Below are 13,666 nucleotides of genomic sequence, written 5' to 3' on the forward strand. Positions count from 1 at the left end.
ATTATAAAAGAATACTGCTTACACTAGAGTGTGGGGCCGGGTATACAAGCCCGATCCCTAAAATAAAAAGTCAGCCATAAAATGCATAGAATGATTAGGAAAATACTATTTAAAGGAGAGTTGAGCCTTTAGTCCAGCTGCTTTTAGAGCCTGTTACAGCAATAAAACAATTTTAATTATGGAACAATTTCAAAAATAGTTCCTTGGTTATAATCAGTCACTTTCATAGATCCATACACTCCTAAATATAGTTTCGTTTGATTCAAATTCGTTCCCAGACTAACATAATACGCTGATTGAGAACCAAAATCATAATCGGTTTCAATAACACTAAAATCATTTAATTTACCATCTGTTCTTACTCTGCTATAAGCTAAAACACCTCTCACTGAGGCTTGGGATTCTCCGTGCCGGGCAAGATCGGTAAACACAACGCTCCCAGTTAAAGCGGGGATTTCATTCCCCATATAAGGCTGGACTCCTGTAAGTGCAGTTCCTCCAAACTTGTCAGGCCGGGAATCTTTGTGGAAATAACTGGTTAAAGGCTGAAGGCGCATTACTGAAATTTTTGCTGCTTCATCGTAATAAGCAATTGTTATCTCATTCAAATTTGGACTTTCAGAGCAGCCCCTTATGATCGAAGTAGGAAAGGCGCCTTCCCATCCCCGCCAGCCAAAGTTAATTAATCCTTCCTGGTCAGGTGAATATTTAGAAGTTTGAATAAGCTGAGTAACCGGCAGCGATTTATTATGAACGAATGAAAAAATCGATTCTGTGGAATCCTGGCCGACATTTCCTGCATATTTGATATACTGATTATAAAACCTTTGAAATGAAATGCCAGGTATATTTCGAACGCCTTTGGCAATTACGGTGAGCGTTTCCTGAACAGCTTTGGGAAGTTCAGTAAAGCGCGTGACTGCTGGTGGGTTATTGATAAATGTATTCTTATATACATCAATTTCGATTATTTTACCAGCAATTTCATTATCATTCTGGCTTAAATTAAATGGATCAAAGCCTGATCCGCCATCTCCGGTTGTTAATACAAGTTGTCCTGTTTCAGGTGAAAAGTTTAAGCTATTGACACCATTATGATTTAAAAAGGGTCTTCTTAAGTTAAGTAATGTTCGTCGTTTCTGAGGGTGACCGTTTGTCGGTAGAATCCATTCTTCAACGGTATCGATATGATCATATCGAGTTTCTCTGTTTATCCACCTAAGGTTTAAAGTTCCGGAATCACACGGGTTAGGCTTGAAGCGTTCAGAAAGAGCTCCTGGACCCTGTGTTCCAGTAAGGGAATAATGCAGATAAAACAGACCGTTATAATAAAATTGGGGATGAAATGCGAGCCCGAGCAGCCCCCGCTCATCATATCCGCCAGAAGCACCTAGTTTTATGATACGCGGACGAATATCTAAGAAAGTCTTTATTACACCGTTGGCTATGCAAAAGATCTCTCCTGCCTGGGTTGCAATAAATAATGTTTCAACTGAGTCACCTGGAAGTATAGTTGTTTTCAAAACAGTGGGTAAATTTATCTTACTTACAATGGGCCGTAAACTAACCTTAGTTTTTAGCAACAAACTCTACACTCCTTTTTACTTAAAAGAATATGATTAGAACTGTTTCATTCAGTACAAAATTTAGTGCGGGGAGTCTGATACCCAAACAGCGGACTTATAGAGATAAAGAGATTGTCTATCGACGGCTTTTTTTGAATAAATAGAGCAATACTTAAAAACATTGCACAAAAAACGGGGGGCTTGATCGGAGGCCTGGTATCGGTAATGACATGAATCATTTGTTATGTTTTTTAGCCGGTAGGTAAATCATCAATCGGTTTAGTATGAATAGGCCGAATTCTGCCCACGCCCAGCAATATAAAAAACTTGAAACCAATATTACTAGGATTGCTTCGTAGTTGAGTATTGTAACAGCGGGACCAAGTATAGGGAATTTAAATAAGCAAATAAGAATCAGAATACCGCATAGTAACGATACTGCAGAAAAAGACACTCTAAGGAATCTTTGTTTAAAAACTTTGAATGTTAATCCAAGTGTAATTCCCAGCAGTCCAGTAGTGAAAGTGAAGACTATTAGTTCACTAGGCTGCAAAAGCAGCAGTAACAAGATAGCCGAAAAATATGAGAGAAAACCATGTTTTATTGAAATTACAATTGAAATGAAAATGGGTAATGTAGCAAATGGACTTATACCATATCCTATCCCCGGAAAAAAACCGCCAGCAGATTGAAATATTGCTGCAAAACAGCTGAAAACAGATGCGATGATGAGTATCCTGATGGGCGATGAATTATTTTGGACAAAAGAAAAGCGGTTAATTTCTAGTTGCGGCCTGAACCAGTAACGTACAGTCCAAAACATTTCACTCGCCCCTTCAACTTTACTCTTTATCTATCCTTACTTATATACGCCATTGAAGCCTTATTATGCAATAAAATGGCATAGCTGAATTAAGATAAAAAGAAGACGGCAAATATCGTTCAATCGATTGATTGCAGAATAGGACGTTTGCAATAGGAGTGATTCACGAGCTTTGCATGAGGTGAAACATGGCAATAATGTTGTGATGGTGGCTAAACGTAAAATAAGCGGAACTTCCGGAGAAGGGAATAATGACGGATAACCTTTCAATAAAAAGGCTAAAGCAATTCGATTATCAGCTTTAGAGGGGTTTGCAAGGCTTTAGAATGTGCACCTGCAGATCGTTTTTTGGAGAACATAGAAAACAAGGCTCCCTATTTTTATAGATTGTCCATTCATAAATAGGATTTTTACATATTGTAATAATAAATTATATTGAAAGAAAGGTAATTATATGGGAGAAAAAAATGATTTTAATTTATCTTCGTCATATCCTTCATAGTGCTGCTTTGAACCCTTTATAAGCCCTAGCCCCATTACTTCATTTAATCCTGTTCCACAATATCCCAAAATTGATAAAACAGCATTTATTAGTCAGTTTTCCAGTGTCATAGGAGGGGTAACTATTAAAAATAATGTTTATGTAACCCCAAATGTAAGTATACGCGCAGATGAGGGAACCCCATTTTATATAGGTTCAAATACTAATCTCCAGGATGGAGTAATTTTACATGGGTTATTGAATAAAAAGATTACGTCTGGAGGAAAAAAGTACTCCATATTTATTGGCAATGACGTGTCCATAGCCCATCGTGCTATTAATGGATTATGAAAGAAGTTTAATTAAACGGCCTTATACGGAAAGCCTGGAAAAAATGAAGATTTGGCTGAATAAAAAATAACAATTGCAGGAGCAGAATTACCGGAGGGCGGCTATTTATAGCTGCCCTCTTCGGCGTCTTGAAATTGAGGACCCGTCTTTTATTGTATGAGAAGCCCTATATCCAGATGAAAAACAAAGATTGTCGTATTAAGAAAAGGATTGTTTCTTTAATATAATCTGGAAATAATTTTTTAAAATGAAAAGATGTTGTTTGCTTCTTTACCTTCTTCTTCCCTGCCTCCCTCGTTGCTTTAATTTGAGGATTAAATCATGGTCACTTTTCCACTTTTCCTTGTTTTTTAGATAAGTAGAGAGAAGAGGGGGGAGGTGCTTCCTTAATGTATATTTTCCTAGAATGTTGGAGATATTGGGTAATACCTATTTGAAGTGAGGAAGGATGAAAGATAATGACGAATAAAAAACAGAATAAAGCTGTATCGGAGAAATTAAAAAAGGCCGTCACCCAAGCTAAAAAAGCAGGGGTGAAGCTGGTCTCTGTAAAGGTTAGATAATAATTAAAACTAGTCTATTTTAGACTAGTTTTAATTATTTGCATGGATTTTAGGGAAAAAATGATGCTTCCTACGTAAATTTCAATCTTAAAAATATCTTTGGTTCTGTAATGCAGATTTACGAAGTTGAAGAAAGGCAAATAGATGCTTATGAAAATACATGCTTATAAATAGGTAAATCATAAACTGTATATATTTTATGATTTACCTCGATAGAATAAATATTAGTCATCCCAGACATTAATTAATGAATTAATAAAATGTCTACATTTAAGAGTTGATAATTTAAGTTTTATAATTTACTTTGTTAGATTTTAATAGTGAAAAATAAGTAAAAGTAAGGAAGAACGTGTTAATTGTTAATGAATACTTTTAAGTTCGTGTCCCAAATTTAATTACACCACAGTTGAAATGTTCAGAAGTCGTAAAAAAAGACCTCATTAAGAGAACTTGCCCCAGTTACTAAAATGAATTTGTCATTCATTTTTGGTATTAAAAATTGGACAACTTTAATGCTGAAAACAGCCACCTCCATAAGGGTGTTGCCTGTGGCCGACTCGTTCTTCAACTAAACTAGCTAATAGGAGTCAAGAACTTTTATTAAAGTATATTTTCTTCCGTGTTATACTTTTTGAAGACACACCAAATAACCCTTCAAATACCAATTGGAAAGTTTTTCATAAGCTGCTTTTTTCTTGTTCATTAAGCCAAGTCTAGGAATTGCATATAATCCAGTGTAAAAGCTTATTGACACAAGTATCATCGCTACTTTTGAAGGCTTTCCTTCATTTCGTTTTCGATCATAATACTCTTTTAGCTTCTTGTTCCTGGAGCTTCTTATACCGCATAATACGGCATATACAAAGCGTGCCGTAAACGGCTAGAACCTCTTTTGATGGCTTTGAAGTGACTGTGAAAACGAAAAATAACCAGTAAAAACAAATATGTTTAATTATAAGAGCCGAGGAGATACATTTCCTTTGCTCTTTTTACTTTCACTTGGGAACAGCATAATCTTAAGTGATCGGTGACAATAAAGTTGTTTAATTTCAGTGCTATAAACTCTCATAACACCGTCCGTAAATATGGGCGGTGTTAAATAAAGTTGTTTAATTTTCATGTAAAACACTTTTTCTATACCAAAAATAAAACAAAAAAGTCGTTTAAATCTAAAGGTTATACAACAATCGCGCCCGATAATGGAATAACTAAATACGGCTTAGACCCTATAATTCCTAAATTTTTTCACTAACGCCTCCTTCTCTAAGCAAGTTGATGGACTACTAGGATAATTTTGTATGTATTTTATTTAAATCATTTTTTGTAACTTTCTTCAATTTTTCTTTTCGCTCCATCTCCACTTTTTCTTCTAGGATTTTTAATATAGCCTCTCTAAGAGTATCATAATGCAAATTACATTCTGTTTCACTTAACTGATGAACACTTTTACTTAAGATAGCGTAAATAAAAGGATTTATTTCAGCCAAGTAAGTAGGAACAAAACCCTTTTCGTGTAATATTTTTACTTTATCTTGAGTCTTAGCTTCATTGAATGCTTGTTCATCTATATTATTTTCAGGTTTGGCTTGTTCAAATTGTTCAAAAATCAATTTCTCGAAAATCCTACGCAAATATAGAAAGGCTCCCACACCCATATTATGTGTTTTTAAAATTTCGGCATTGGTTAATTCTTTAGTTACACTCTTGTCTTTTAGAACTTTCTTATATTCCTTTAAAGAATTATCAAAATCTAGAATTGACGGATATTGTCCAGTCTTCATTAAATAATTATCTTCAGACAATTGAAATATTACATAAAATTTATGTTTATCTTTTGAAGTACATTCTAAATTCATTTGCAGAACTCTATTTTCGTCAAATATTTGATCTATAAGCTCTTTAAATCTCTTTACAGAAAGCTTTGCTGCATCTTCATCATATTCCTCAAATTCATCTGACATGCTGAACATATACGAATAAGTTGTAAGTAATGATTCTGGAAGTTCATTTTCTAATTCATAACCCTTGTGAATGATTTGAAGTTCTCTTTTACAAAAAGGGCAATAGTAATAGAAATTTTTATCCTGTGTGACTAATGTTTTTAAGTATCTAACGTCTTTGTTTTCTAAAAAATGTATGTGGTTAACGATATTGGGTATAACATCTTCGTTGTAGTCTAAAATCTCCATATCCTCTGTTGTTTCAGCAGATGTATTAATTTTTCCTTTGTTATACAAAGGAAAGTCAAACAAAAGATAAGGACCTTTTCCAGCAAAATCACTTAACCGTTCATATTGCATATAAACACCGCCAAATTTATATAAAGTAAGTTAATTTTACCATAGAAAACTAAGTTCCTTCCAAAACGGATTCCCATTAATATAACTAAAAGTTGTAAGTTTGGTACACCGAAAAAGAATACATATTTCCCCTTTTGATTTAAATTGTTTTGTCGTTTTTTTATCCTCGAAAATGACGTTAGAAAGGGTTCTACAAACATTGTCTGGGAATTTTGTATACTTAGAGAAGTTTCAAACTAAAAAAGCCAATTCCTCAAATATTTTGTGGCTTTAAAACAAAGTTTGATTAATTTGAGGCTAATAACCTTGATAAACGAACAAAAGGAAAGAGCTTGTTTTGAAAAACGATTGATCAAAACAAGCCCTTAATATATTCAATTGAATCAGTCTTTTATAAAAAAGTTTGATCATTTCTGTGATTCTTATTCAATTAAAGCGCCCGATTACGGAATAAAGAATCATTTCATCCCTTTTCTTAATTTGACCATGTTATACCAGTTTACTCCACCATGTTTTGATTCAGACATACCATGGTTAACAAATCCAAACCTTTCATAAAAAGAAACTAATTCTTGTTTACATGTTAAAGTGATTCCTTCTCTTTCATTTTCTTCTACAAGCTCTTCCATTTTCTCAATTAAAATCTTTGCAATTCCTTGATTTCTAGCCTGTTTGGACACTGCTAACCCTAAAATACTCTGATATCCCCCTCTTTTCGGATTCTCTTTGATTTCCTTAAAAAGATTATCCGTTATATAAGGTTGATTAATAATAGGGCCATTAATATAACCAAGTATCTCCCCCTCCTTTTCTGCCACAATAAAGGTATCAGCTATCAACTGAATCCTCTCCACAAACGCTTCTTTTGTGGCAGCTTCTTCTATTGAAAAGCCTTCATTCTCAATTAATAACAGCTGTTCCAAATCTGTAGTTTGAACATTTCTTAAAGAAATCATCTTATTAACACCTTTCCTAACTGGATTGACCTAAAAACATTATTAGTAATGATTTTATGGGCTAAAACAAAAAATGTTTAGAACTTAAACATTAATAGTTTAGGTTCTAAACAATAATTTGTCAATAAAGCTTAATTTATGTATGATTACTTCTCATTTTTTTCTACATCACGCATATCCAACAACTCAGTATACTTTTGCATAACTTTATAAAAAACATTAATTTCTTCAGTAGTAAAACTATTACGCAATGTTTTATCAGCCCGAGTGAGTTCTTTAATATCATAATCCTTATGTGCTATACTTAGAAGTTTTCCCTTATCAGTAACATACAAATGTACGTTCTTGGCATTTCCAGCTTCTTTTTTTCGTATTATCAAATCTCGCTTTTCTAGTTTGGTAATAATCTGTGATACAGCACCTTTTGTACGATTCCACTCCAATGCTACCTCAGTAACAGTGATTCCTGGATTCTCTTCAATAAGAGTAAGAGTATGTACTTCAACCATATTAATGATTTCCCCTGTACCATAATCACGAGCTGTTTTTATATAATCATTGTAATTCATAACAAATTTATAGATAATATTCGCATTTGCATCTAACTCATGGTACTTAGCATTTGTTTGAATCACATTTTCAAAATGTTCCATTTCGCCTCAAAACCTTTCGACTATAGCAGTTCTGCATTGAAAATTCCTTCTTAAACCTGCTTGTACATTAAACACCTCAAAATTTTACAATACATTCTAAAGTATAACCTAAATATCTTGGTGTTGTTCCACAATCTGGCCCGATTGTTGAATAGCATAACTGACGTTTAGTTTTAAATGAATTTATTATTTTTCAAACGACTTTAATATGATTTAAACAACTTTATTATCACGAAACATTAAGGACTTATATGCGTTAAGGTGAGCCGTATCATAAGTAAATGAGATTCTTAAATAATTGCGGTATGTGACAAACGAATTCAGGATGCCATGATTGAGCACTTCACACAAGCCGATGAAGACTATGGCCGCCGTGTGCAGGAAGGTATCGAAATGAAAATGAAAGAAATATAAGAATCGAAGACGGAAAACAATATTCCAGGACGTGAAGCTGGCCAATCGAAATATGGCCAAGGTTCATTAGCTGCGAACGAAGCAACAGAAGATGCCGTAAAGAAAAGCCATGAAGCTGATCCTTATTGATTAATAGGTAAGAACCAAGAAGGCTGTCCAGAATGTCAGGGAAAACTGACTGACTGGCAGCCTTTTTGATGTTGAACATAAACATGAACTTATTATACAAGGTAAAATCTTTTATGATTATAAGTAGGCCTTTTAGTGCCCGTTAGCCAATGGAGGCTATAAAACAGAATGTAACCTACACAAGTTTGGGTGGCAGGGTAGGTTACGCACAATCCCCAATACATGCAAGTATTGGGGATTATTTGTGTGCCAGGCATTTTCATCAAATAGACGGTGAAAGTCCGTTATGGGCGTTGGGATATGTGAACCATTAGCCGAAGGCATGGGTGTCCATGGTGACGTGGAATCTGAAGGAAGCTCTAGGCAAACCCTCGGTCTGAGGTACACGAATCACATTCGAGGTTTCTGCTCCAGGACGAGTTTGCAAAACAAAACGAAGTCCTAAATATCCCCAGATGGAGCAGGAATAAATGTGGCAGATAGATGAGGGGAAAGTGGATGGACTTACCCTAGGAGGTCTCTTAGAAACCTTATTTTAAGAACTTGCTTAGCGATAAGTAACTGAACTAAGAGAAGTCAGCAGATGTTATAGTACCAATCCGCAGGATTGGAAAGGACGGAACGAAAGGAGCGACCACGTTAGAGCGATTTGCGAGGAAACAAAGACACAGCCAACTTATGACTTTATGACAGGAAGAACGTGCGGAAAACAGGATTCCTCCATAAAGTGTGGAGTTAACCTCGTGCAACCTTGAGAACGTGGGAACAATATGAAATCACAACTTACAATCATTGACCAAATTACGGACGAGGATAATCTGAACCAAGCTTTTAAGAAGGTTAAATGAAACAAAGGAGCAGCAGGAGTCGATGTGAAAGATATAGAAGCTACTCGCCTTTACTTAATAGAAAATGGAACAGACTTAATAAAGCTTATAAAAGAAGGAAAATACAAGCCTCAACCAGTAAGAAGAGTAGAAATCCCTAAACCAAGCGGAGGAAAGAGGCTTCTTGGTATCAAAACATAAAACTCTTGTTCTACAATCCTGCTCGTTTGCTGAATAAGCTACTGTAAATATAATACCATAAAAAGTAAATTTAACCTTGTCTTATGTTAAAAGCAACAATCTTTACGAAAAGAGCCTAATGTAAAGAGTATATTCATATCAAACCTTTATCCGCAGAAGTCATCAATTTTTTTACACTTTTCAACTCTACTTATTATGATTTACAAATAAAATTAATTTACCGCATTCCTGTAAATCGAAAAATTTGTGTTCCAGTAAGGCCAAATGAATTATCACTTAATATTTGAAAATCAGTATTGTGAATACTACATGTTTTTGAAATTGAAAACTCATGAATCTGTAGCAACTGAGAACAAGTGTACCATTTACCGAGTATATAATACATGTTGTTTAGCAACATAAAGGGTACTCTGCCCCTCAGTCAGAAATAGAAAAAAAAAGAAACATGAGCGAGGGAATCTCTGTGATAAGAAGCATCTTCATTCTTTTAATGATTGGTAGCCTCCTGTTGAGTGGGTGTACGAGTTATAAGGTATTAAATAGGACCGCGGTCATTGTGGGCATGGGGATTGACTTTGATTCCAAAAAGAATCTTTATGATGTGACATTTCAAATAATCGACCCTACTGAAAAATCAAAATCTGCTTCTGCTGGTAGGGCACTGCCGGTAATTGTTTTCAGTTCAAAGGGCAAAACAATAAGTGAAGCGGCAAGAAAATCTACAGAAAAAATTCTCCAGAGAAAATGAATACTCACATATTGCCGTCTTTTTTTTGAAAGAGATGAGAAAATCAGGGTGAATGTCCCAGTTTTGACTTTGAGTATGAAAAGATAATACAGCAAGGAATAGCGTTTGCTCAGCAGTATCAATGTGATGTATTCGGGTTTGGTGAGTCATTAAGGAAATCGGATTTAAGAAAATGGAAGGAGGTTCAAGGGAAATGGGCGGTGCTTTTTTCAAAAGCTGAGATACAGGTAAAGGTGGATTTGAAAATAGAGGGAACAGGAATGAGAGTGAAAAAATATCCATTCTAATATGAAAAATTGGATTATCCAATGTGATCAGTTCTGTACAGTTATTTCCTTGTATCGAGCAAGAATGTTGCGGAATTATCGGATGATAAATTTAGAGGCGATATATAACTCCTTTAGTTTTGTTGCTTTTCTCCTTGTGTGCTTAATTTGTGAGAGCATACTATTTAAACTAAATTTGATTTGACATGAAGGCTCTATAGAATCGTGTATGCCCTTTGTTTATTGAAAAACCTACATTCAAAATAAAATTCATTAATGATAAAATTAAAATTGGTCTTATACATTATTCTCATTTAGGCTCCTTAATGTTTTATATCTAAAAATGTTTTACCGTCAAAAGTAAATGTGAATGCTATACATTTAGAAGAATTACAGGCGTTTGAAGTAAACGACGGTGATTCTATACTGCAAAAACACTCATATTTCAGCTATTAAAAACTAAGTGCGTTAAATTAAGCAATCTAATTGACAACACAACAGATTTTATATAATAATGAATATCTAATTATAATTATTATAATCTAATTGATTATAAATATTAAAACATCTAGGAGGCAATTCACTATGTCATTAATTGGAACAGAAGTAAGACCATTCGCAGCAAAAGCTTTTCATAACGGAGATTTTATTGATGTTACGGAAGGTAACTTGAAAGGAAAATGGAGTGTAGTTTGCTTTTACCCTGCAGATTTTACATTCGTATGCCCTACTGAATTAGAAGACCTGCAAAACGAATATGCAACTCTGAAAGAACTTGGCGTGGAAGTATATTCCGTATCAACGGATACACACTTTACCCATAAAGCATGGCACGATCACTCAGAAGCTATCGGCAAAATTAAATATATTATGATCGGCGATCCTTCACAAAAGGTTTCCCGCAACTTCGATGTATTGAACGAAGAGGAAGGCCTTGCTGATCGCGGTACTTTTATCATCGATCCAGACGGCATCATTCAAACAGTTGAAATTAATGCAGACGGCATTGGCCGTGACGCAAGCACTCTTGTTAACAAGATTAAGGCAGCACAGTATGTCCGCAACAATCCGGGTGAAGTTTGTCCGGCTAAATGGCAAGAAGGAGATGCAACACTAAAGCCAAGCCTTGACCTTGTTGGAAAAATTTAAGGAGCTTAGATCAATGTTACTAGATGCAGATATAAAAGCACAGTTAGCCCAATATCTTGAATTGCTGGAAGGCATATCCTGCTAAAAGTCAACACTGGATCCGATGCGGTATCCAGCGACATGCTGGCCTTAGCAGATGAATTGGCTAATATGTCAAACAACATTAAAATAGAGAAAACACAGCTTGAGAGAACACCGAGCTTTAGCGTAAACCGTATTGGCGAAGACACTGGTGTTACCTTTGCTGGTATTCCTTTAGGACATGAATTTACTTCATTAGTGCTGGCACTGCTTCAAGTAAGCGGCAGACCCCCTAAGATTGATCAGAAGGTAATGGATCAAGTTAAAAACATTAAGGGCGAATATCACTTTGAATCGTATATCAGTCTGAGCTGCCACAACTGCCCTGATGTTGTACAGGCATTAAACTTAATGAGCATTCTCAATCCTGGCATTAGCCATACCATGATTGACGGTGCTGTATTTAAGGATGAAGTTGAAAGCAAAGACATCATGGCTGTGCCAACTGTTTTCCTGAATGGAGAATCATTCGGCAGCGGGCGTATGACGCTTGAGGAAATCCTTGCGAAGATGGGAAATGGCCCTGATGCAGGGGAGCTTGCTGATAAGGATCCATACGATGTGCTGGTTGTTGGAGGCGGTCCTGCCGGTGCTAGTGCAGCAATCTATGCAGCCCGCAAAGGCATTCGTACAGGCATTGTTGCTGAACGTTTTGGCGGTCAAGTTATGGACACCTTGGGCATTGAGAACTTTATAAGTACAAAATATACTGAAGGTCCTAAGCTTGTCGCAAGCCTTGAGGAACATGTTAAAGAGTATGGCATTGATATCTTGAATTTGCAGCGTGCGAAGCGGTTAGAAAAGAAGGATCTCGTCGAACTTGAACTAGAAAACGGCGCTGTCCTAAAGAGTAAAACCGTAATCCTTTCAACGGGTGCCCGCTGGCGTAAAGTTGGCGTACCAGGTGAAGAAGAGTTCAAGAATAAAGGTGTAGCATATTGTCCACATTGCGATGGTCCGCTTTTTGAAGGTAAGCATGTGGCAGTCATCGGCGGGGGGAATTCCGGCATTGAAGCGGCAATTGACCTTGCAGGCATCGTGAAACATGTAACTGTTCTTGAATTTATGCCAGAACTGAAGGCTGACGCCGTACTGCAAGAACGACTTTACAGCCTGCCTAATGTAACTGTTCTAAAAAATGTTCAAATAAAAGAGATTACCGGAACTGATAAAGTAAACGGTATTTCCTACATTGAGCGGGATACAGGAACCGTTCAGCGAGTTGAATTAGAAGGTGTGTTTGTACAGATTGGCCTTGTGCCAAATACCGACTGGCTAGGCGATGCCGTTGAACTCACTCGCTTCGGTGAAATTGTTGTTGATAAGCAAGGCGCTACAAACATAGATGGAGTGTTTGCTGCAGGCGACTGTACAGACAGTGCTTATAAGCAGATCATTATTTCGATGGGATCAGGTGCGACTGCAGCTTTAGGCGCATTCGATTACCTCATCCGCAATTAATTACATGTAAGAAATCCGGCTGCTATCTGATCGATAGCAGCCGGATTTTTTTTGCATTTTGTAAACCCAAGTAATGCTCTACATTAAATCAGTATTAATGTTAATAAAAAGTAAGGGAGAATTATATGGATCATAATACAAATTTTATAAGGCTAAAGAAAGGAGGAGTTAGAATAAAACAAAGATAAATTCAAAGGGAAGATAAAAAATTAAGGTCAAGTAGACTACAGATACTATATTAGAGGAGAATCTACGATGACTAAATTAACTGCTTCAAATGCATGAAGTTGAAACACCATTTCCCGGATAGTAAAAATCCCTTTAAATTCTAAACAATTTGCTTTTACCTGTTAATACCTACGTTTCCAACGAGTAACATACCCTGAATTCCTTCTCTCTCAGCTTCGTCCCTAAGCAATCTGGCCAAGATGTTAATATTTGCACCTGTAGCTTTAACAACTGACATGGCTTCACCTCCATTATATTTTTACATTTTATAATGCTGCTTTTTAGTTAGGAAAATTACCAATTTGTATGGATCATCAAGTAGCATATTTGTGATTACCTTACGATTAGTAAATATCCTTTGGGAAAAGGTATGTCAATGTAGCTGATATAAATAGCCAAAAGGCGTTTTGATGTTTTCATCTGCAGTTTTTGTATTCATAACATGTTCTATTTGTTGGATTTTCTTCATT

Annotated in this window: 8 protein-coding genes and 5 pseudogenes; 6 read left to right on the plus strand and 7 right to left on the minus strand. The window is 35.8% G+C overall.

Annotated elements, in window-relative coordinates; translation table 11 throughout:
- Positions 1 to 176: 176 nt before the first annotated feature.
- The 6 genes and pseudogenes from ACN6MY_RS10590 to ACN6MY_RS10615 form a co-directional block, all read right to left on the minus strand.
- Entirely contained in the window at positions 177 to 1,583 is a 1,407-nt protein-coding gene (locus ACN6MY_RS10590; RefSeq protein ID WP_419884137.1) for a PQQ-dependent sugar dehydrogenase, read from the minus strand.
- 217 nt (positions 1,584 to 1,800) lie between these two features.
- The gene (locus tag ACN6MY_RS10595) at positions 1,801 to 2,388 is read right to left on the minus strand and encodes a hypothetical protein (protein WP_419883894.1); all 588 of its coding nucleotides are present in this window, start codon (positions 2,386 to 2,388) and stop codon (positions 1,801 to 1,803) included.
- Between the two features lie 2,108 nt (positions 2,389 to 4,496).
- Positions 4,497 to 4,677 (minus strand): annotated as a pseudogene (locus tag ACN6MY_RS10600) (IS110 family transposase); the annotation flags it as partial.
- Between the two features lie 389 nt (positions 4,678 to 5,066).
- Positions 5,067 to 6,083 (minus strand): hypothetical protein, encoded by a 1,017-nt coding sequence (locus tag ACN6MY_RS10605; protein ID WP_419883895.1) that lies wholly within the window; start codon positions 6,081 to 6,083, stop codon positions 5,067 to 5,069.
- A 458-nt stretch (positions 6,084 to 6,541) separates the two neighbouring features.
- Complete coding sequence (locus ACN6MY_RS10610; protein ID WP_419881737.1) at positions 6,542 to 7,039, minus strand: GNAT family N-acetyltransferase; 498 nt, start codon at positions 7,037 to 7,039, stop codon at positions 6,542 to 6,544.
- 146 nt (positions 7,040 to 7,185) lie between these two features.
- Complete coding sequence (locus ACN6MY_RS10615) at positions 7,186 to 7,692, minus strand: MarR family winged helix-turn-helix transcriptional regulator (RefSeq protein WP_419881738.1); 507 nt, start codon at positions 7,690 to 7,692, stop codon at positions 7,186 to 7,188.
- Between the two features lie 297 nt (positions 7,693 to 7,989).
- Between ACN6MY_RS10615 and ACN6MY_RS10620 the strand changes: the two are divergent.
- The 6 genes and pseudogenes from ACN6MY_RS10620 to ahpF form a co-directional block, all read left to right on the plus strand.
- Positions 7,990 to 8,235 (plus strand): annotated as a pseudogene (locus ACN6MY_RS10620) (catalase-related domain-containing protein); the annotation flags it as partial.
- Positions 8,236 to 9,005: 770 nt separating this feature from the next.
- Positions 9,006 to 9,260 (plus strand): annotated as a pseudogene (locus tag ACN6MY_RS10625) (group II intron reverse transcriptase/maturase); the annotation flags it as partial.
- Between the two features lie 466 nt (positions 9,261 to 9,726).
- Positions 9,727 to 10,011 (plus strand): hypothetical protein, encoded by a 285-nt coding sequence (locus tag ACN6MY_RS10630; RefSeq protein ID WP_419883896.1) that lies wholly within the window; start codon positions 9,727 to 9,729, stop codon positions 10,009 to 10,011.
- A gap of 98 nt (positions 10,012 to 10,109) precedes the next feature.
- On the plus strand, positions 10,110 to 10,298 hold the full coding sequence (locus ACN6MY_RS10635; RefSeq protein WP_419884138.1) for a Ger(x)C family spore germination C-terminal domain-containing protein: 189 nt from the start codon (positions 10,110 to 10,112) through the stop codon (positions 10,296 to 10,298).
- Between the two features lie 564 nt (positions 10,299 to 10,862).
- The gene (ahpC, locus tag ACN6MY_RS10640; protein WP_419883897.1) at positions 10,863 to 11,426 is read left to right on the plus strand and encodes an alkyl hydroperoxide reductase subunit C; all 564 of its coding nucleotides are present in this window, start codon (positions 10,863 to 10,865) and stop codon (positions 11,424 to 11,426) included.
- Positions 11,427 to 11,439: 13 nt separating this feature from the next.
- A pseudogene (gene ahpF / locus ACN6MY_RS10645) lies at positions 11,440 to 12,968 on the plus strand (alkyl hydroperoxide reductase subunit F).
- A gap of 266 nt (positions 12,969 to 13,234) precedes the next feature.
- Here the strand turns inward: ahpF and ACN6MY_RS10650 are convergent.
- A pseudogene (locus tag ACN6MY_RS10650) lies at positions 13,235 to 13,434 on the minus strand (cell wall hydrolase); the annotation flags it as partial.
- Positions 13,435 to 13,666: the final 232 nt, after the last annotated feature.

This window comes from Peribacillus sp. B-H-3, from assembly GCF_048572925.1.
In the GTDB taxonomy this organism is placed as follows: Bacteria; Bacillota; Bacilli; order Bacillales; family DSM-1321; genus Peribacillus.